The 19,353-nt window shown below is 54.9% G+C and carries 14 protein-coding genes and 1 tRNA gene; 7 read left to right on the top strand and 8 right to left on the bottom strand.

Annotation, left to right across the window (positions count from 1 at the left end):
- Positions 1–3: 3 nt before the first annotated feature.
- Entirely contained in the window at positions 4–738 is a 735-nt protein-coding gene (locus NW211_RS02265) for a gluconate 2-dehydrogenase subunit 3 family protein (protein ID WP_258326777.1), read from the top strand.
- Here the strand turns inward: NW211_RS02265 and NW211_RS02260 are convergent.
- The 3 genes from NW211_RS02260 to ung are packed head-to-tail and all read right to left on the bottom strand — an operon-like array spanning position 729 to position 2,943.
- Positions 729–1,781, bottom strand: coding sequence for an acyltransferase family protein (locus NW211_RS02260; protein WP_258326776.1), 1,053 nt, complete (start codon positions 1,779–1,781; stop codon positions 729–731). The genes NW211_RS02265 and NW211_RS02260 overlap by 10 nt on opposite strands.
- Positions 1,782–1,788: 7 nt before the next feature.
- Positions 1,789–2,265 carry a C-GCAxxG-C-C family protein gene (locus NW211_RS02255; protein ID WP_087409088.1) on the bottom strand — a complete coding sequence of 159 codons (477 nt, stop codon included), beginning with the start codon at positions 2,263–2,265 and terminating at the stop codon, positions 1,789–1,791.
- Between the two features lie 15 nt (positions 2,266–2,280).
- On the bottom strand, positions 2,281–2,943 hold the full coding sequence (ung, locus tag NW211_RS02250) for a uracil-DNA glycosylase (protein WP_087409087.1): 663 nt from the start codon (positions 2,941–2,943) through the stop codon (positions 2,281–2,283).
- A 125-nt stretch (positions 2,944–3,068) separates the two neighbouring features.
- Between ung and NW211_RS02245 the strand changes: the two genes are divergently transcribed.
- The 5 genes from NW211_RS02245 to trxA all read left to right on the top strand — a co-directional run bounded on the left by NW211_RS02245 (position 3,069) and on the right by trxA (position 9,550).
- Positions 3,069–3,140: transfer RNA gene (locus tag NW211_RS02245), tRNA-Arg, on the top strand.
- A 98-nt stretch (positions 3,141–3,238) separates the two neighbouring features.
- Positions 3,239–3,895, top strand: a complete 657-nt coding sequence (locus NW211_RS02240; protein WP_258326775.1) for an HAD family hydrolase — start codon at positions 3,239–3,241, stop codon at positions 3,893–3,895.
- Between the two features lie 3 nt (positions 3,896–3,898).
- Complete coding sequence (locus NW211_RS02235; protein ID WP_258326774.1) at positions 3,899–5,071, top strand: Xaa-Pro peptidase family protein; 1,173 nt, start codon at positions 3,899–3,901, stop codon at positions 5,069–5,071.
- Between the two features lie 204 nt (positions 5,072–5,275).
- On the top strand, positions 5,276–9,157 hold the full coding sequence (dnaE, locus tag NW211_RS02230; protein WP_258326773.1) for a DNA polymerase III subunit alpha: 3,882 nt from the start codon (positions 5,276–5,278) through the stop codon (positions 9,155–9,157).
- 78 nt (positions 9,158–9,235) lie between these two features.
- Positions 9,236–9,550: a thioredoxin gene (gene trxA / locus NW211_RS02225; protein WP_087409083.1), complete on the top strand. Its 315-nt coding sequence runs from the start codon at positions 9,236–9,238 to the stop codon at positions 9,548–9,550.
- Positions 9,551–9,948: 398 nt separating this feature from the next.
- Here trxA and NW211_RS02220 read toward each other — a convergent pair whose 3' ends face one another.
- Both NW211_RS02220 and NW211_RS02215 read right to left on the bottom strand, forming a co-directional pair.
- Positions 9,949–10,233, bottom strand: coding sequence for a transcriptional regulator (locus tag NW211_RS02220; RefSeq protein ID WP_087409082.1), 285 nt, complete (start codon positions 10,231–10,233; stop codon positions 9,949–9,951).
- Positions 10,233–10,844, bottom strand: a complete 612-nt coding sequence (locus tag NW211_RS02215; protein WP_258326772.1) for a hypothetical protein — start codon at positions 10,842–10,844, stop codon at positions 10,233–10,235. Before NW211_RS02215 ends, NW211_RS02220 begins: the two co-directional genes overlap by 1 nt.
- 1,065 nt (positions 10,845–11,909) lie before the next feature.
- Here NW211_RS02215 and NW211_RS02210 point away from each other — a divergent pair.
- Positions 11,910–13,316 (top strand): DUF5036 family protein, encoded by a 1,407-nt coding sequence (locus tag NW211_RS02210; protein WP_258326771.1) that lies wholly within the window; start codon positions 11,910–11,912, stop codon positions 13,314–13,316.
- Between the two features lie 77 nt (positions 13,317–13,393).
- Here NW211_RS02210 and NW211_RS02205 read toward each other — a convergent pair whose 3' ends face one another.
- From NW211_RS02205 to NW211_RS02195, 3 genes are all read right to left on the bottom strand, one after another.
- Entirely contained in the window at positions 13,394–14,728 is a 1,335-nt protein-coding gene (locus NW211_RS02205) for an NADP-specific glutamate dehydrogenase (protein ID WP_087409078.1), read from the bottom strand.
- A gap of 283 nt (positions 14,729–15,011) precedes the next feature.
- On the bottom strand, positions 15,012–16,457 hold the full coding sequence (locus tag NW211_RS02200) for a CCA tRNA nucleotidyltransferase (RefSeq protein WP_087409077.1): 1,446 nt from the start codon (positions 16,455–16,457) through the stop codon (positions 15,012–15,014).
- 66 nt (positions 16,458–16,523) lie between these two features.
- A complete protein-coding gene (locus NW211_RS02195; RefSeq protein ID WP_241147847.1) occupies positions 16,524–19,334 on the bottom strand; it encodes a putative LPS assembly protein LptD in 2,811 nt (936 codons plus the stop codon).
- Positions 19,335–19,353: the final 19 nt, after the last annotated feature.

Genomic DNA, 19,353 nt, shown 5'->3' with positions numbered 1-19,353 from the left:
GATATGAAACGGCGCTTAGGTGCCGTTTTTCTGTTGGTGTTGTGCCTGCCGTTATTGACTATCCCCCTTTGTAACGACAAAGTGGTGGACCATTATATCGATAAGATATGGTTGCACCGGACCAATACGATAGAGAAGCTGCACGAGTTTGAAGGAGAGTATAAGAATTTCGAGTGCGATGTGCTGTTTGTACCCGAGCTGTCCGATTTCAGAACCGGGCACGACACCCCATCGTCCGAGTCGCTCGGCCTCTATCTCGATTTTCTGGGCAAGAATCCCGGTCGGGAGTTGTGGATAGACCTGAAGAATCTGAACGAAGCCAACAGCCGGCAGGCCGAGTCGCTTCTGACTGCCATGCTGGCCCGCTCGGGTGCCAGCAAGGAGCAGCTCATTGTCGAGTCGCGCGACTGGAAGGCCCTGCGCCATTTCACACAAGAGGGGTATTATACCTCGTGTTACCTCGATATACCACATCTCGACGAGATGAGCGACCGCGAGCGAGGCGAACGGCTCGACTCGATTCAGCAGATAGCCCGAAGCGGAGCCGTCGAGGCTCTGTCGTTCCCCGCATCGTATTATGGATTTTTGAGAGATCTCGATTTCTCGGTCGACCTGCTCACATGGGAGCATCGCCGCTGGGCATGGCAATTACCTTTCTTTTCCCGATCGAGGGCTATTCTCAAAGACAATCGGGTGAAAGTGGTTTTGGTCAAGGAGAAAGGCCATTATCACCAGTGAACACGCTTGTAAAACGATGACAGTACCCACCGATACACCCAGGCTACCGCAAGACTGGCAGCCAAATATAGCAACCCCGACCACGCGACAGGAAGCGTTTCGGCATAGATGAGCACCTGCTGGCGCACAAAGGCATGGGTAATAAACAGCGCCGCCGATAAGCTTCCCAGTTCAAGAGCGATGCTTCGGGCTGCCCCTTTTCGAAACAGGGGAAGCAGGGCTGCGAAAGGAAACAACACCAGTACCGAACTGAATATCCACAGGTAGGGATTGAAAAGGCTCAACACGAAGAGTATGCAACCGAGCGATACCCATTTCCACGACAGGCTAAGGGGGTGTCGGGCTGCGAGTATGCCGATGCAGAATACCGGCAGCCACCCCACAAAGTTGTAACGGAGGGTAAAGACGAGGTCGTTGCAGCCCAACCCTTGAAGCACAAGCAGCAGTGCCCAGGCGACGGCCGAGGCAATCCACACCGCCCGGTCACCGGCCCGGCGCAGAAACAGCACATAGATAACATAGAGTTGAAAGGCCATGCCGAAGTACCACCACGGACCGGCAATGACGAAGCGGCCGACCAGGAAGTTGGCGGTAAAGGTAAGCATCGCCAGCAGGTCGGTCCATATCTTTTGATTCTCCAGATACTGATAGGTAATGTGGGTGTGGCCCGAGTAGCGGTCGAGCAGGAGCAACAGGGCCATGGGGACTATCCACTTCCACAGTTGCGTGGCCCGGTGCAGCAGAATGCGCCACCCCGCATCGGGGCTCTGTCCGTATCGCTTGGCCAGTCCGTAACCGCTCACGAAGACAAAAACCGATACTCCGTAATGCCCTAGAAAAGAGAAAAGCGACAGCACGATGGTGCGCAGGTTGCCCCTGCCCAGGGTGTCGACAAACCGTCCCACGTTATCGGGGATATATTCAAACTCGCACTCGGGCGGGAACTCGGGGAAGGTGTGGAAAAAGTTGTGTAGGACAATGAGTAAAATGCCTATACCCTTGAGTACCTGAGAGTCGGAGCGGTCGTATTGCAGCGTGGGCATGGCGGCATCATGCTTTATCCAGCTCTTCGTTGAGCTTTTCGCCGATGAGGCGGGCTGCCGAGGCTACGTAGTTGGCACAGGGTCGGCGCTTGTAGTAGGCTTCGGTGCGAGGTTCGGGTGTAGGTTCGTCGCTCTTGTGGTCGAGCCCGAGCAATTCGCGGCAGATGATGGAGCCGTTGAGTGCTTTGGAGCGCGCCGCCAGATCCTGCACGGCCGTGTAGACCACTTTCCGTTTGGCCAGATCGCCCGGCTTGTCGTTTTTGTAGTAGAGTCCGGCAATCATGAACATGCCGCTCACGGCACCGCACACCTCGCGTAACCGGCCCATGCCGCCGCCCAGCGGGGCGCTTATCGAGGCAGCCAGTTGCTGGTCTACGTCAAACAGGTCGTTATAAGCCAGTACGACCGATTGGGCACAATTGTAGCCCTCGCAAAAAAGTTGGCGAGCCTTCTCGGCTCTCTGTTCTACATCTATCTTTTCCATGCTTGTTTTTATGATTTACCATTGAATAGGCTCGATGCCGTGGGCCACCAGATATTGGTTGGCCTGGCTGAAGTGATGGTTCCCGAAGAACCCCCGGTGAGCCGACAGGGGCGAGGGGTGGGGCGATTGCAGCACCAGGTGCCGGCTGCGGTCTATGAATTCGCCCTTGCGTTGGGCATAGGCTCCCCACAAGATGAAGACCAAGTGTTCGCGCTCCTCGGCCAGTTTGTGGATAACGGCATCGGTAAAGGTCTCCCACCCTTTGCCCTGGTGCGAAGCGGCCCGATGCGCCTCGACCGTGAGCGTGGCGTTGAGCAGCAATACCCCCTGGCGTGCCCAGCGGGTGAGGTTGCCGCTTTGAGGTACGGGAATACCCAGGTCGCTCTCGATCTCCTTGAAAATATTCTGGAGCGAAGGGGGGAAGGGCACGTGGTCGTTGACCGAGAAGCAGAGTCCGTGAGCCTGATTGGGTTCGTGGTAGGGGTCTTGTCCCAGAATCACCACCTTCACCCGGTCGAAGGGGCAGGCATCGAACGCCGCGAATATCTGGCTGCCGGGCGGGTAGACCGTTTTGGTGGCATACTCGTGACGAACGAAAGAGGTCAGTTGTTCGAAATAAGGCTTGTCAAATTCGGGTTGTAACCGCTGTTGCCAACTGGGTTCGATGCGAACATTCATAATCTTTTTTATATAAGATTTTAACCGTAACTGTTTGCAAAGCTACAAATATTTCTTACTTTTGCCACGCAATTAGGGGGAGATTCTCACCGACGAGGCGTACTTTTCCCTCGAATCGTTTAGCGGCACCCGTAGTTCAATGGATAGAATAAAGGATTCCGGTTCCTTCGATTGGGGTTCGACTCCCCACGGGTGTACAAGATGTTCCATCGGGCTCTTCCGGTGGAACATTTTTTAATATCTCTCCCTCAAGTTTGTATTGCGAGCTTCCCGATAAAATCCATACCTTTGCGGCATGGAAAGAAAGCATGTAGATTGGAGCCGTACCGACGCTCTTATTTTCGATATGGACGGCACGCTGTGGGATGCGGTCGACACCTATGCCCGCATCTGGAACGAGGTCTTTGTCCGGGCGGGCCGCGAGGTCCACGTCACCCGCGAGACACTCATCGGCAACATCGGGAAACCGATTCCTCGCATTATGGAAAATCTTTTCCCCGATATTACTCCCGGCGAGGCGGCCCGCTTCTCGGCCGAGCTGGCGCAGGAGGAACCCGCCTTGCTGTCGCGCTACGGAGGCACGCCCTATCCCGGGGTGGTCGAGGGGCTGGAACGGCTGTCGCACAAGTACAAGCTGTTTCTGGTGAGCAACTGCGACTCGCACACCCTGCCCGTGTTTATGGCTTGCATAGGCATTACGCCCTACATTACCGAGGGGCTCGCCTTTGGCAACACGCACAAGCCGAAGGGCGACAACATGCTGCTGCTCAAAGAGAAATACGGATTGCAACAACCGCTCTACATGGGCGACATCGACGCCGACGGGCAGGAGACCCACCGCGTGGGTCTGCCCTTTGTCTATGCGCGTTACGGCTTTGGACAGACCGACGACTACGAACTGGCCTTCGACTCGTTTACCGATTTTACCGAATTCTTTTTAAATTGTAAATAAGCTATGTTCTCGAGTGAATTTCATGCCGAGATTTTGCGGCGTTGTCAAAAAATACAGGCGGGCTTGCAGGCCGTGGGGGCCGATGCTGCCTTGATTCACACCAATGCAAACCTCTATTACACGTCGGGTCGGGTGTTCAACGGTTACACCTATATCCCGGCCAAGGGTGAGCCGCACTATTTCGTGCGTCGTCCCGTGGGGTTGAAAGGCGACAGCGTGCACTATATCCACAAGCCCGAGCAGATACCTGCCCTGTTGACCGAACTGGGTATGCCGCAACCCCGGCGTATCGCGCTGGAGTGGGATGGCTCACATGGCGATTATGTGCGTCTGGCTGCCGTATTCCCCGAGGCCGAGGTGGCGAACGCGTCGGCTGTGATGCGTGGGGCGCGGGCCGTGAAGACCGAGTATGAACTGGCCCGGTTGCGCGAGTCGGCCGTGAAGCATGCCGAGGTGTACCACCGCATCGAGTCGATTTATCGCGACGGCATGACCGACATCGAACTCCAGATCGAAATCGAGCGTCTGTTGCGTCTGCACGGCAACCTGGGGCTCTTCCGCATCAACGGGCAGAGCATGGAGATATTCATGGGCAATGTGCTTTGCGGCGACAATGCCGACACTCCTACACCTTACGATTTTGCCATGGGCGGAGCCGGCATGAGCTGCTCGATACCGGTGGGTGCCAACGGTACCCTCATGCGTCCGGGCATGGCGGTGATGGTCGACATGTGCGGCAACTTCACCGGTTACATGACCGATATGACCCGGGTCTATTCGATAGGCGAACTGCCTCAGAAAGCACTCGATGCACACTGCTGCTCTATCGAGATACACCGCCAGATGAGCCAGATGGGCAAGCCCGGCGTGGCTGCGTCCGACCTCTACCACAAGGCGGTCGAGATAGCGCACGAGGCGGGGCTGGACGACTACTTCATGGGTCACACCCAGAAGGCAGGTTTCATCGGTCACGGCGTGGGCATCGAGGTGAACGAGGCCCCGGTGCTGGCTCCCCGCTCGAAAGAGGTGCTGGCCGAGAACCAGGTGATTGCCATCGAGCCCAAGTTCGTGATTCCGCACGTGGGGGCCGTAGGCATCGAAGATACCTATGTGGTTACTCCCGACGGTTTGCAGGCCATCACACAGGCCCCGGTCGACATCTTCCCGCTCTTCTGATTCCTTCCCCCCCCCTCTCTGGGGGTGAGCGAAACGATATTTTCCCTTTTGGAGATTCCTGTCCCGGCAGAGTTGTCTGCCGGGACAGCTTTTTCAGGAGCGGGCCGGTGTGTATAAGTTGTTCAAAAAACATCGGCCGGCGGCTTCGTTCTCTGCGAATATCTTTGTACCTTTAAGCCCACGAATCTAAATCCAGTCTCATATATGCAACCCTTTGTTCATCTGCACGTTCACTCCCAGTACTCTATTCTCGACGGACAGGCTTCCATACCGGCGCTGGTCGACAAGGCCATGAAAGACGGCATGAAGGGCCTGGCCCTGACCGACCACGGCAACATGTTCGGGATAAAAGAGTTTTTCAATCTGGTGAAGAAGAAAAACGGTGCGGTGAAGGATGACATCAAAAAGATACAGAAACGCATCGATGCCATCGAGAAGGGCGACGAAACGGTCGACGACAAGGAGGCCGAGCTGGCCTCGTTGCGCCAGCAGGTAGCCGACCTCGAAGCCAAGATATTCAAGCCCATCCTGGGTTGCGAGGTGTATGTGGCCCGCCGTCGGCTCACCGACAAGGAGGCCACTCCGCGCGAGGTGCGCAGTGCCGTGGTCAACGAGGTGAACGGCATCTCCATCCGCAAGGGTGCCATCGATGATGGCGGTTATCACTTGATTGTGCTGGCCAAGAATCTGAAGGGGTATCACAACCTCATCAAGCTGGTGTCGAAAGGGTGGACCGAGGGTTTCTACTCGCGTCCCCGTACCGACAAGTACGAACTCGAGAAATATCACGAAGGGCTCATCGTCTGCTCGGCCTGTTTGGGTGGCGAGATTCCCCGCAAAATACTGACGGGCGACCTGGCGGGAGCCGAGGAGGCCATCCTGTGGTTCAAGCGGATTTTCGGCGACGACTACTACCTGGAGTTGCAACGCCACAAGGCCACCGTGCCGCGGGCCAACCACGAGACCTTCGTCTTGCAAAACGAGGTGAATGCCCACCTTATCGAGATGTCGCGCAAGCACGGCATCAAGCTGGTATGTACCAACGACGTCCATTTTGTCGAAGAGGAGAATGCCGAGGCGCACGACCGCCTCATCTGCCTGAGCACGGGCAAGGATCTCGACGACCCCACCCGCATGCTCTATTCCAAACAGGAGTGGCTGAAGACCCAGCAGGAGATGAACGACCTCTTTGCCGATGTGCCCGAGGCGCTCGCCAATACGCTCGAGATTCTCGACAAGGTCGAGTTCTACTCGATAGACCACGCCCCGCTTATGCCTACCTTCCCCATTCCCGAGAGCTTCGGTACCGAGGAGGAGTATCGCCGCAAGTTTACCGACGAGGATATTTTCAACGAGTTTACCCGCGACGAGAACGGCAATGTAGTGATGGACGAGGAGTCGGCCCGCAAGAAAATCGAGAAGCTGGGCGGTTATGAGAAACTCTACCGTATCAAGCTCGAGGCCGACTATCTGAAGGAGCTCACCTTCAAGGGGGCACACGAGCGCTATGGCGAGGAGCTCTCGCCCGAGGTGCTGGAGCGCATCACCTTCGAGCTGCACATCATGAAAACGATGGGTTTCCCGGGTTACTTCCTCATTGTGCAGGACTTTATCAACGCCGCCCGCACCGAGCTCGACGTGTCGGTAGGCCCCGGCCGTGGTTCGGCCGCCGGTTCGGTGGTGGCCTACTGCCTGAAGATTACCCAGATAGACCCCATGAAGTACGACCTGCTGTTCGAGCGGTTCCTCAACCCCGACCGTATTTCGTTGCCCGATATCGATGTCGACTTCGATGACGATGGTCGCGGACGGGTGCTGCAGTGGGTGACCGAGAAGTATGGGGCCGAGAAGGTGGCCCACATCATCACCTACGGTACCATGGCCACCAAGTTGGCTATCAAGGATGTGGCGCGGGTGCAGAAGTTGCCGCTCTCCGAGTCGGACCGCCTGACCCGCCTCATTCCCGACCGCCTGCCCGAGAAGAACGGCAAGGCTCAAAAAATCAATCTGAAAAACTGTATCGAAAATGTTCAGGAGTTGAAAGATGCTTGCAACTCGAGCGACCAGCTCCTGGCCGATACGATGAAATATGCCCAGATGCTCGAAGGCAACGTGCGCAATACCGGCGTGCATGCCTGCGGTGTCATTATCGGCCGTGATGCCATTACCGACTGGGTGCCTGTGAGCACGGCCGATGACAAGGAGACCGGCGAGAAGATGCTCGTGACCCAGTACGAAGGGAGCGTGATCGAGGATACCGGCCTCATCAAGATGGACTTTCTGGGGCTGAAAACCCTCTCGATTATCAAGGAGGCGGTCGAGAACATCCGGCAGACCCGACATATCGACCTCGACATCGATTCGATTCCCATCGACGACCCCAAGACCTACGAGCTGTACAGCGCCGGCCGCACGACCGGTACCTTCCAGTTCGAGTCGGCCGGTATGCAGAAGTACCTGCGCGAGCTGCATCCCACCACCTTCGAAGACCTCATCGCCATGAATGCCCTCTACCGGCCGGGACCTATGGAGTATATCCCCCAGTTCATCGCCCGTAAGCAGGGCAAGGAGCCTATCGTCTACGACATCCCCATCATGGAGAAGTATCTGAAGGATACCTACGGCATCACCGTCTATCAGGAGCAGGTGATGTTGCTCTCGCGTCTGTTGGCCAACTTCACCCGCGGTCAGTCCGACGGTCTGCGTAAGGCCATGGGTAAGAAGTTGAAAGACAAGCTCGACGCCTTGAAGCCCCTCTTCATTTCGGGCGGCGAGAAGAACGGTCACAAGAAGGAGGTGCTCGAGAAGATTTGGGCCGACTGGGAGAAGTTTGCCTCCTACGCCTTCAACAAGAGCCACGCTACCTGTTACTCGTGGGTGGCTTTCCAGACCGCCTACCTCAAGGCCAATTACCCCTCGGAGTACATGGCGGCCGTGCTCAGCCGAAACCTCAACAACATCACCGAAATCACCAAATTCATGGACGAGTGCAAGGCCATGAAGATTCAGGTGCTGGGCCCCGATGTCAACGAGAGCCAGTACAAGTTCTCGGTCAACAAGAAGGGAAACATCCGCTTCGGTCTGGGGGCCATCAAGGGGGTGGGCGACTCGGCCGTGCAGGCCATCGTGCGGGAGCGCGAGGCCAACGGTCCGTACAAGGGCATTTTCGATTTCGTCGAGCGGGTCAACCTCTCGGCCTGTGGCAAGAAGACCATCGAGTCGCTGGCCATTTCGGGGGCCTTCGATTCGTTCAAGGAGATTCACCGCGAGGACTTTTCGGCCATGACCAGCAAGGGCGAGCCCTTCCTCGATACGCTGGTACGCTACGGAGTGAAGGTACAGAGCGACAAGCTGTCGCAGGTGGCTTCGCTTTTCGGCAGCGACTCCTCTATCGTGACGACTCCGCCCGAGATACCGCGGGGTGTACCTCTCTCCGACATCGAGCGGCTCGACAAGGAGCGCGAGCTCGTGGGCATGTATCTCTCGGCTCACCCTCTCGATGCCTATAAACTGGAACTGCTCTACGGTTGCAACACCCGTATGACCGACTTGAAGAACCGCGAGGCGCTGCTCGACAAGGAGCTCACTTTCGGCGGCGTGGTGGTCGACTACCGCACCGGCATCGGCAAGCGCGGCGGGCAGTATGGATTCATCAAGATCGAAGACTATTCGGGGGCCGACGACATCCCTCTCTTCGGGCAGGATTTCATCGACTACGGCAAGTTCGGTGCCAACAACGGCACCTTCGTGTGGGTGCGGGCCCGCTGTGTCCCCTCGAAGTATACCCCCGGACGCATCGACCTGAAGATACTCGAAATGAAACTGCTCTCGGAGCTGAAGGGCACGATGCTCAACTCCATCACCATCGAGATGCCGGCCCGCCTCGTGAAGAACGGTTTCATCCAGACCCTCTCCGACTTTATGCCGCCGGCTCATCAGCACAAGGCCGAACTCAACTTCAAGATTTACGATTCGGAGCTGGGCAAGTCGGTGCGGTTGCGCTCGCGGCGTCGTCCCATGATTACCGAGGAGCTCATCGATTTCCTCAACGAGAACGAAGAGGTGACCTTCAAAATAAATGAATAATCGTTTGCGACTCAACCACAGAATACCTAATTTTGTTCCGTAATACGTGATAACGATAAATTATAAACAGATAGAACTATGGCATTGAAAATCAATGATGAAAATGCAAAGGAGCTGATTGCTTCGGGCAAACCCGTGGTAATCGATTTCTGGGCAGAATGGTGTGGCCCTTGCCGGGCTATCGCCCCCTCGGTCGACGAACTCGCCGAAGAGTATGAAGGCAAAGTGATTATCGGTAAATATAACGTCGACGACGATTCCGATATCAGCGCCGAGTATAGCATCCGCAATATCCCCACGTTGCTCTTCTTCAAGGAGGGTAAACTGGTAGATAAGCACGTAGGTTCTGCCTCGAAGGCCGACCTCGAAGCTAAGGTGAAGGCTCTGCTCTAAGCGTGGCAGAAAAAGCTAACACGGGCCGACTCGAAATCAATCGAGCCGGCCCGTGGTGTATTTGTGCGCGTCACTCCATACCCCGATGCGCATTGTGTTACCCCACACTCGATGCGGGGTCCAGCTTTGGAGGTGGTAGTGGGTAGAGTAGGGACGCGCGGCTCGTGCGTCCTGAGTTATACCATGCCCGGGTATTTCTGGATTCCGCGTCGTGGCGCGGAATGACGAGAGGGTCACCCCGCACCTTGATGCGGGGTCCAGCTTCGGAGGTGGCAGTGGGTGGAGTAGGGACGCACGGCTTGTGCGTCCTGAATTCTTACCCGGGTAATTCTGGATTCCGCGTCGTGGCGCGGAATGACACAGACGTCGCTACTTCTGGCTACCGCATGATGCCTCGCTTACAGTTTCAGATACTCCTTGAGCGCCTCGACATACTGTTCGAACGCATCGCGGCCCCGTTCGGTAATCTGGCAGGTCGTGCGGGTCTTTTTCCCTACAAACTCTTTCTTCACCCCAATGTATCCGGCCGACGCCAGTTTGTCTATCTGCACGCTCAGGTTGCCCGCCGTGGCGCCCGTCTGCTCTTTCAGGTAGACGAAGTCGGCTTCGTCTACCGAGAGGAGTATCGACACGATGGCCAGTCGCAGTTGCGAGTGTAGCAGGGGATTCAGTTCGCGCAGCATCACTTACGACATTTAGCGTTCAGGTTATGCCCGGGGATAACCATCATAATCAGAAACGAAATACCAAAGTAGAGGTGCCAGGTGGCAGGTACGTGCTGCAAGGCAGGCAGGGTCATCAGCATGTAGATGGCAAAGACCAGTCCGAAGAGCGGCAGGTAGGCCAGCACCGAGTCTTTAATCACCAGCCCCGTAATCGAGGTTCCTATGCCGCAGTAGATAAGAGCCAACGGCATCATCAGCCCGAAGTTGACACTCCCCAGGGCATAACCCAGAATCATCATCGTCAGTACGGTGATGACGAAGAGGGTGCCTATCACCTTCCACGTCTCGTCGATCATGCGGTCGGTATAGGTAATCACCGTGGGGCGGTGCTTGCGGTCATGTACCGTTGTATAGATAAAGGGGGCAAACATGAGGAACCAGGCGGCGGCCCATACCGAGCTGCCGGTTGTGCTGACCAGCGCAAAGACCACGACAGCAAGCACTACGGCCAGGTAACCGTAGAGCAGGAACCGGTTACCGCTTCCGGTCCCGATATTCTTCCGGCTCTGCCTAATCATTTGGGTGATGAGCTCCAGGCTCTCCTTTTCGTTCAGTTTTTTCTCTTTCATACGTTCAAATTTTAAGGTTTACAAATTGGTTTATTTTATAAACTATATAGCTATATGGTCTCTCCTTGGAAAGTATTGATGCTGCAAATATAAATCGATTTATAATATAAACCAAATATTTCGGAATATTTTTTTAGTGAGTGGGTGTATTTTTTTTGAGGGAGAGGGGCGCTCTGCATTCGATGGGGGCTTTGTGTCACCCCACACTCGATGCGGGGTCCAGCTTCTGGAGGTGGCAGTGGGTGGAGTAGTGCCGCACGGTTCGTGCGTCCTGAGTTATACCGTGCCCGGGTATTTCTGGATTCCGCGTCGCAGCGCGGAATGACGAGATAGGCCGGTATATCTTTGGATATCGTACTGCGAAATGTCCGGGACATTTTCTGTGTAGAGTAGCGATACCCCCGCCTTTATCGGGCCGGGAGGAGGCCAGCCGACCGAGGAGTGAGGGCGAGGACTGTCTGAGCGCAGCGAGTTCCGCAGCCCCCGAGGGCGGCGCCAGTCTCCGAACGAGATAGCCCGATAACAGCGGCGGCGCTTCTTGGTTCGTTCTTCTCGCTGTAGAGAAGAATGAACATAGTGTGTCACTCGCCCCCGATGCGGGGTCCAGCTTCTGGGTGGCAGAGGGTGGAGTAGGGACGCACGGCTCGTGCGTCCTGAGTTATGCCATGCCCGGGTATTCCTGGATTCCGCGTCGTGGCGCGGAATGACCGAGTGTCGCCGTGCAAAATGCCACGGGGAGCACAAGTGGCGAGAGGAGTATAGGCAGAAAGGTGATGCCGATTTTGTTTTTTTAAGAAAAAGCACTACTTTTGTTTCGTTCGCCCGAGGGGCGGGCAGACATATTACGACATAAAAAGCGCATTGGCTTTTCTTTCTTACTGATGAAACTTGGCGGTTTTAAGAGAAAAGGAAGAGCAAAGTTGATGTTCGCGCTGTTCATACGGCGTGGGCGTTTGCATCATCTCTTTTCTCGGGTACGCCAAGACCTCATCAGTGGATAGTGCAAATTGTCCACGTTTTTTTTGTCTGGAGTAGCACTAAGTTTAATCCTTAATATTTACTGTTATGAAGACAAAATTTTTTATGATGATGGCGTTGGTTGCCCTGCTGATAGGGGGTAATGCCTGTACGGAGGAGGATAAGGGGCTCGTTCCGGATGATGGTACCTCATTGGGGAATGGAGGTGATGCAGTTCCCGATCCAGAGGGAACTGTCCTTGTTTCGGTTCGCAATGAGAATAATGGACGGACGGTTGTCAATCTGCCTGAGGTGGGTGATTTTTATATTGATAAAGGGGATAATTTTGTTCCGAATTATTCTGGCCTTGAATTTTGTTCGGTAGGAGCGGTCAATGGTTTGGGTAATGTGCGAGAGGCTCCCTCAGGAGGGTGGGCTCCCAAGGTTGCCGTACAAGAGGGCACGGGCTACTTCGTTCGATATAAAAGGGATAGCTATTATGTCTATGCACGTTTGTATGTGGAGAAATATATTTTGTCGGCAGCCAACACGATATTGGGGGCCTATGTCAAATACCAGTCGCCGTATGAACCTGAAAATATAGAAGATATTCTCGTGGGTATTCCTGATGCGCAATTCAGGGCATATCTTGCTGCAGAGTTCGATACAAATTCCGATGGTATATTGACACCGCAGGAGGCCGCTTCGGTTACGTCTATCTGGTGTTCCAGTCGTCAAATATCTTCTTTACAGGGGATAGAGCTATTTACAAATTTGACAATATTGGATTGCTCGTATAATAAGCTAACAGAATTGCCCAATTTGCCTGAAGCTCTGATAACATTGAAATGCGCTGCTAATGACTTGTCTTCTTTTGATTTTTCGAGATTGGCAAATTTGAAGAATTTGAAAGAATTGGATTGTTCGTTCAATGAGATGAAAGAATTGACTAATCTACCTACTACACTGACGACGTTGAGATGTGCATATAATGATTTGTCTTCTTTTGATTTCTCAAAGCTGACAACTTTGAAAAATTTGGAAGAGCTGGATTGTTCGTCTAATAACTTAGTAGAGTTTAATGTACCTGATTTAGATAACTTGAAGATATTGAAGCTTTCGGGTAATCAACTCACACAATTATCTGTATCTCTCTCAAATTTGGAAGAATTGAACTGTAATGATAACCAATTGACCAATTTGGATGTTTCATCTTGTAGTCGGTTGGATGATCTTAGGTGTAATAATAATCTTTTGACTCAGCTATCTCTTCAAAACAATCGGGCTCTTTCATTCCTTCATTGCGAATCGAACCGATTGACGGAATTGGATTTGAGCCAATGTGGGTTGATTTTTTACAGTAATATGGGTGTTTTGGATAAAAATCAACAGCAGATATATGCATATTGTACAGGAAATCCCGATTTGGCTGTTATCTATCTGTCGGCCAGTACGCCTCAATATTCGACGGATATGATAAAAAAAGACGATTTTACGCAGATTGCCTATAAGTAAACACACAACAGGCGAGAGACTCTTTGGAGAACCTCCCGCCTGTTTGGCTTATTCAACAATAACTAACTGTCTGTTTGTTACAAGATGCCTTGTGCCATCATGGCCTTGGCCACTTTCATGAAGCCGGCGATGTTGGCGCCCTTCACGTAGTTGGTGTAGGTGTCGCTCTCTTTGCCGTAGCGGGTACACTGCTCGTGAATGTCGTGCATGATTTGTTTCAGTTTCTGGTCCACCTCTTCGGCTGTCCAGCTTATCTTCATGGAGTTTTGTGTCATCTCCAGTCCGCTCACCGATACACCGCCGGCGTTGGCAGCCTTGCCCGGAGCGTAGAGAATCTTGGCAGCGAGGAACTGCTCGATGGCCTCGGGGGTCGAGGGCATGTTGGCGCCTTCCGACACGGCGAAGCAGCCGTTGGCCAGCAGGGTGCGGGCGTCGTCGCCGTCGAGTTCGTTCTGGGTGGCGCTGGGCATGGCGATGTCGCACTTCTCGCCCCAGGGACGTCCGCCCTCGACATATTTGCAGCCATACTCCTCGGCATATTCGCGGATGCGGCCGCGATAGAGGTTCTTGAGTTCAAAGATATAGGCCAGTTTCTTCTCGTCGATACCGTCGGGATCGTAGATGTAGCCGTCGCTGTCGGACATGGTCACCACCTTGGCACCCAGTGCGATGAGCTTCTGCACGGTGTATTGGGCCACGTTGCCCGAGCCCGATACCGTAACCACTTTCCCTTTGAGGTCGATGCCGCGGGTCTTGAGCATCTCGAGCAGGAAGTACACGTTGCCGTAGCCGGTAGCCTCGGGGCGAATGAGCGAGCCGCCAAATTCGAGCCCCTTGCCCGTGAAGGTTCCCGTGTTTTCGCGGGCCAGCTTCTTGTACATGCCATACATGTAGCTTACCTCGCGGCCGCCCACGCCTATATCGCCGGCAGGCACGTCGGTATCGGGGCCGATGTAGCGCCACAGCTCGGTGACGAAGGCCTGGCAGAAGCGCATGATTTCCATGTCGGATTTACCCTTGGGGTTGAAGTCCGACCCTCCTTTTCCGCCACCCATGGGCAGCGTGGTGAGGGCGTTTTTGAAGGTCTGCTCGAAGGCGAGGAACTTGAGGATAGAAGGATTGACCGACGAGTGGAAACGGATACCTCCCTTGTATGGGCCGATGGCGTTGTTGTGCTGTACGCGATAGCCCATGTTAGTTTGCACGCGGCCCTGGTCGTCGACCCAGGTGACCCGGAACGAGAAGATGCGGTCGGGGATACACAGGCGTTCGATCAGGTTGTAGCGGTCGAACTCGGGGTGTTGGTTGTAGACCTCTTCGATCGTCGACAATACCTCTTCGACGGCCTGGTGGTACTCCGGCTCGTTGGGGAACCGGCGTTTCAATTCGTTCAATACTTCTGTTGTTTTCATCGATAAGTATGTTTTTTGGTTTGATGGAATGCTATTCCTGGTGTAACACGTTGCAAGCGTGATGCTTTCTTATGGTGACATCGTGTTGTGCAGTGCCTCGATTCCGTAACAAATTGTGCTGTAGAATAGCGGCTCGGCTTTATTTGTGCCGACAAAGATAGTAAAAATAAATAAAGTGAAAGCCTTTTTGGATAAAAACTTTCACTTTACAAAGAAAATTGACGGAATAATATCTTTTTGAGCGAATTATCGCTCGAAATGTGAGAAATCTCTCATAATTATACTATTTCTCGACCGGTTGCAATCCCATGGCGGCTGCGGTCTCGAGCATGAATTGGCGGGCCGGCTCGTGTTCGTTGGGAATTTTGCCGTCGAGTATGGCCTCTTTGATGGCCGAAAGCAGTTCGCCTACCGGGCGCGAGGGGGGCAGCCCGAAGGTCTCCATAATCTCTTCGCCGCGGATGGGCAGCTTCATGTTGCGGATGCTGTCCTTCTCTTCGATTTCGCGCAGTTTGGTGCGCACGAGTTCGAAGTTGTCGAGAAACCGTTTCACCTTCTCGCGATTTTTCGAGGTGATGTCCGACTCGCACAGCAGCATCAGGTCGTCTATGTCGTCGCCCGCGTCGAAGAGCAGCCGGCGCACGGCCGAGTCGGTAACCACCTCTTCGGCCAGGACGATGGGCCGCATGTGCAACCCCACGAGCTTCTGTACATACTTCATCTTGTCGTTGAGGGGCAGTTTCATACGGCGGAAGATACCGGGTATCATCTTCTCGCCCACGTAGTTGTGGTTGTGGAAGGTCCATCCCAGCCGGGCATCGTAGCGTTTGGTGCGGGGTTTGCCTATGTCGTGCAGCAGAGCGGCCCACCGCAGCCACTCGTTGCGGCTGCGCAGCGCTACGTTGTCGAGCACGGCGAGCGAGTGGTAGAAGTTGTCTTTGTGTCCGCGACCCTTGACGGTCTCTACCCCTTTGAGGGCGGCCACCTCGGGGAAGATGAGGGGCAGCAGCTTGCAGTCGTCGAGCAGGATGAATCCCTTGGAGGGGATGTCGGAGCGGATGATTTTGCCCAGTTCGTCGATGATGCGCTCTTTCGAGATGATTTCGATACGCGAGCGGTTGCGCTCGATGGCGGCGAAGGTCTCGGTCTCGATGCGGAAGTTGAGCTGTGTGGCGAACCGTATGGCCCGCATCATGCGCAGGGGGTCGTCGCTGAAGGTGATGTCGGGGTCGAGCGGGGTGCGGATAATCCCTTTTTCGAGGTCGTCCATACCGCCGAAGGGGTCGACCAGTTCGCCCCAGCGGTCGCGGTTCAGACACAGGGCCAGGGCGTTGATGGTGAAGTCGCGCCGGTTCTGGTCGTCCTGCAGGGTGCCGTCCTCGACTACCGGCTTGCGCGAGTCGTGGCTGTACGACTCCTTGCGGGCGCCGACGAACTCGATTTCGAAATTCTCGCCCCGGCGGTTATATTTCACCTGAGCCGTGCCGAAGTTGCGGAAGGTCGAGAGGTGAGCCCGTTTGCCCAGCCGAGCGGTGAGGGCCTCGGCCAGTTCGATGCCGCTGCCCAGGGTGACGATGTCGATGTCCTTGGAGGGGCGGTTCAGAAAGATGTCGCGCACATAGCCGCCGATGACGAAGCAGGGGCGGTTCATCGCGTCGGCCACCTCGCCGATGAGGTGGAATATGGGTTGATCGAGATGATCGAGTATAAGCTGATTGTCGGCTTGCATAATTGTGGGGTTGAATCGTCGGTAAAAGTACGATTTTTTTGCCATTGTGGCAAATGCCGCCCGCCGTTAATACCAGTCGAGGCGGTCGTAGGAGTTGCCCCGCTTGTCGTACTTGAGGTCTTGCAGCAGCGACGACTTGACGCTGATGTGGAAGTTGTACGACTTGTAGGGGCCCACGGGCACGAAGCTGGCACTCATCGACCAGCAGTGCAGGTCGCGGGTGATGTTACAGTTCATGTAGGCAATCTTCTTGGCCTCGAAGTCGTAGCTGGCCGAGAAGTTGAACGACCAGTTTTTCGTGAGGTTGATGTTGCCCGAGAGGCTGAGGTTCTGGGTGAACTTGCCGTTGTACTCCATCTTCTTTTTGTTGAAGGTGCCGTAGCCGTAGTTGACCGAGTAGTTGATCGAGAGGCTCCACGGCACTTCCCAGATGGCATATCCGTCGGGGCCGAACTGCACATCGTCGTCGCCCGACGAGCTCTCCTCCTCGTCGTTGCTCATGTTGGGGTCGGGTGGCATGTTGTTCTGTGGCAGGTTTTGCTGCGTCTTCTTGGTGTCGGAGCCCTTGTCCTTCTTCTTGAACGTATCGTTGTTGAAGGTGTAGGAGAACGAGGTACCGGTGCTCGAGAGTCGTCCCAGTCCCTTGCCTACGGTCCAGCGGGGCTTGTTCACCCGCACGGGGTTGCCGTAGCTGTCGAGCTGGTAGGTATAGGTATCCCACGTGGCGCTCATCTGCAGGTTGAAGTTCTTGGTGAGCTTGATGAGAATCGAGGTATTCAGGTTACTCCACTTCATTGAGTCGGCAGCCATGTTGTAGCTCATGTTGGCCGAGAGGTTCTCGATGAGCGATATTTTGCGCACGCCGGTCGAGTCGCGGTCCGACTTGACCTTCATCTCCAGGTTGTTCGATACGGCAAACGAAACGGTTCCCTGCTTGCCCTGCGACACGGTGCCGTAGATGCCGTTCGAGAAGGGGGAGTATTTGGTGGTTACCGTTTCGCCCAGCGAGTTGACGTAGGAGTAGGAGTCCCAGAATCCGTAGCGGGGCGAACTGAAGTCGGGCGCTGCGCTGAACGATACCGAGGGGGTGAAGATGTGGCGGATGGCCTGCACCTTGTCGCCGAAGATTTTCCACGGGGTGTAGAAACCGTAGAGTTTGGTATCGGCGCTCAACGAACCGTAGTAGTTGTAGACGTTGTAGAAGCCGTAGACCGTGTCCTGCACGACGCGGGCCTGCTGGGTGTCCCACGACTGCATCACCTTGTTGGAGTACATGCGGTCGGTAAAGTTGAAGCTGGCGGTGAGGTTGAGGTATTTGAATACGTTGAACGTGGCCGAGATAGGTATGTTGTGATACATGCCGTTGCGCCAGTCCTTGATGAGGTTCGATTTGAGTATCTGGTCCTGCTTGGTGAGAATCGAGTTCTGGAACCGGCCGCTGTACGACATCTGTATCTTTTCGTACCAGCGCTCGTTGCCTACCACGGTTTTACGCTTGAAGGGGTAGATCTGGCCCATCGAGATGGTGAGGTTGGGGAACGAGACATTCAGCGTAGAGTCCTGTGTACGCTGGGTGACGTTGGCCGTAGCCGAGAAACTCCACACCGAGTTGGGGATGCGGTAGGTCATGTTTACCGTCGAACTCTTGGTGTTCTCGGTGAAGCTGTTGGCGTTGTAGTAGCTGTTCAGGTCGTTGCGGGTGTAGCCGCTGGTGGTGTAGTTCACACTGGCCGAGAGCGACATGTTGGGGTTGTTCTTGGTGTCCTGGGTGTGGGTCCAGGCCACTTTGAAGTTCTTCATCTTGGTGTAGTCGGGCAATCCCTTGTCGCCCGTGATGGTGGTGATGAAGCTCAGGTCTACGTTACCCGAGTATTTGTATCGCTTGATATAGGCCGACTTGGCATTGACACCCCACGAGCCTTTGGTGTAGATTTCGCCCGTGAGAGCCAGGTCGACGTAGTCGTTGATGGCAAAGTAGTAACCGCCGTCGCGCAGGTAGTAACCGCGCGCCAGCTCGTCGCCGAAGGTGGGCATGATGATACCCGACGAATACTTCTCGGTGAAGGGGAAGAAGCCGAAGGGGATAGCCAGCGGCAGGGGCACGTCGGCCAGCACCATGTAGGCGGGGCCGGTGACGATGTTCTTTTTGGGGCGCACCTTGGCCTGGGTCAGTTGCAGGTAGAAGTGGGGGTGTTCGTGGTTGTCGCAGGTGGTGTATTTACCGTCCTTCATGTAGAACTCGTCGTTCTCCATTTTCTTGGTCTTGCCGCCGGTGAGGTAGCCTTCGCCCTGCTGGGTGACGATGTTGGTGATGTATCCCTTCTTGGTCTTGAAGTTGTAGTGCATGGTCTCCGACTCGTATTCGCCGCTCTTGTCCTTGAACACGGGGCGACCCACGATGTCGCCTACCGAGTCGGGGCGGCCTACGGCATAGACCAGGCTGCTGTCCATGTTCATCTCTATCTGGTCGGCGTTCAGTTCCATGCCGTCGAACTGTACCACGCCTTGGCCATACATGTACACTTCGTTGCCGTGGGTGAATACAATCGAGTCGTTGGCCTTGTAGTCGACGACCGAGGTAAGTCCGGCTTTCTTCTTTTTGGGAGCTACCGAATCGGTAGCCAGCGAATCGGCCGCCAATGAGTCGGTGAGCAGCGAGTCGACCCCGAGCGAGTCGATGCCGAGGCTGTCGGGCAGTGCCGGTAAGGTGAGTCGGGCTGCCCCGGTGCTGTCGCCGCCGGGTGTAGTGTCGGATGCAGCCGGTTGATTATAAGAGGGATGCCTGTCTTGCGCTATGAGCGACACAAACAGGGAAGAGAATAGCAGCGATAGAAGTATGGCGTATTTCTTGCTCACTTTCGGCATCGGGGTGTCCATCTGTAATCAACGTGCAAAA

The organism is Barnesiella sp. ET7 (assembly GCF_024733785.1).
GTDB classification, from domain to species: Bacteria; Bacteroidota; Bacteroidia; order Bacteroidales; family Barnesiellaceae; genus Barnesiella; species Barnesiella merdigallinarum.
This window is presented reverse-complemented; position numbering and strand designations above follow the sequence as displayed.

Coding starts and splice junctions, on each gene's coding strand:
- NW211_RS02220 (WP_087409082.1), bottom strand. CDS start 10,233: ATGCTGCGCGAACTGAATCCCCTGCTACACTCGCAACTGCGACTGGCC.
- NW211_RS02240 (WP_258326775.1), top strand. CDS start 3,239: ATGGAAAGAAAGCATGTAGATTGGAGCCGTACCGACGCTCTTATTTTC.
- dnaE (WP_258326773.1), top strand. CDS start 5,276: ATGCAACCCTTTGTTCATCTGCACGTTCACTCCCAGTACTCTATTCTC.
- NW211_RS02235 (WP_258326774.1), top strand. CDS start 3,899: ATGTTCTCGAGTGAATTTCATGCCGAGATTTTGCGGCGTTGTCAAAAA.
- NW211_RS02195 (WP_241147847.1), bottom strand. CDS start 19,334: ATGGACACCCCGATGCCGAAAGTGAGCAAGAAATACGCCATACTTCTA.
- NW211_RS02260 (WP_258326776.1), bottom strand. CDS start 1,781: ATGCCCACGCTGCAATACGACCGCTCCGACTCTCAGGTACTCAAGGGT.
- trxA (WP_087409083.1), top strand. CDS start 9,236: ATGGCATTGAAAATCAATGATGAAAATGCAAAGGAGCTGATTGCTTCG.
- NW211_RS02200 (WP_087409077.1), bottom strand. CDS start 16,457: ATGCAAGCCGACAATCAGCTTATACTCGATCATCTCGATCAACCCATA.
- NW211_RS02265 (WP_258326777.1), top strand. CDS start 4: ATGAAACGGCGCTTAGGTGCCGTTTTTCTGTTGGTGTTGTGCCTGCCG.
- NW211_RS02255 (WP_087409088.1), bottom strand. CDS start 2,265: ATGGAAAAGATAGATGTAGAACAGAGAGCCGAGAAGGCTCGCCAACTT.
- NW211_RS02205 (WP_087409078.1), bottom strand. CDS start 14,728: ATGAAAACAACAGAAGTATTGAACGAATTGAAACGCCGGTTCCCCAAC.
- NW211_RS02215 (WP_258326772.1), bottom strand. CDS start 10,844: ATGAAAGAGAAAAAACTGAACGAAAAGGAGAGCCTGGAGCTCATCACC.
- NW211_RS02210 (WP_258326771.1), top strand. CDS start 11,910: ATGAAGACAAAATTTTTTATGATGATGGCGTTGGTTGCCCTGCTGATA.
- ung (WP_087409087.1), bottom strand. CDS start 2,943: ATGAATGTTCGCATCGAACCCAGTTGGCAACAGCGGTTACAACCCGAA.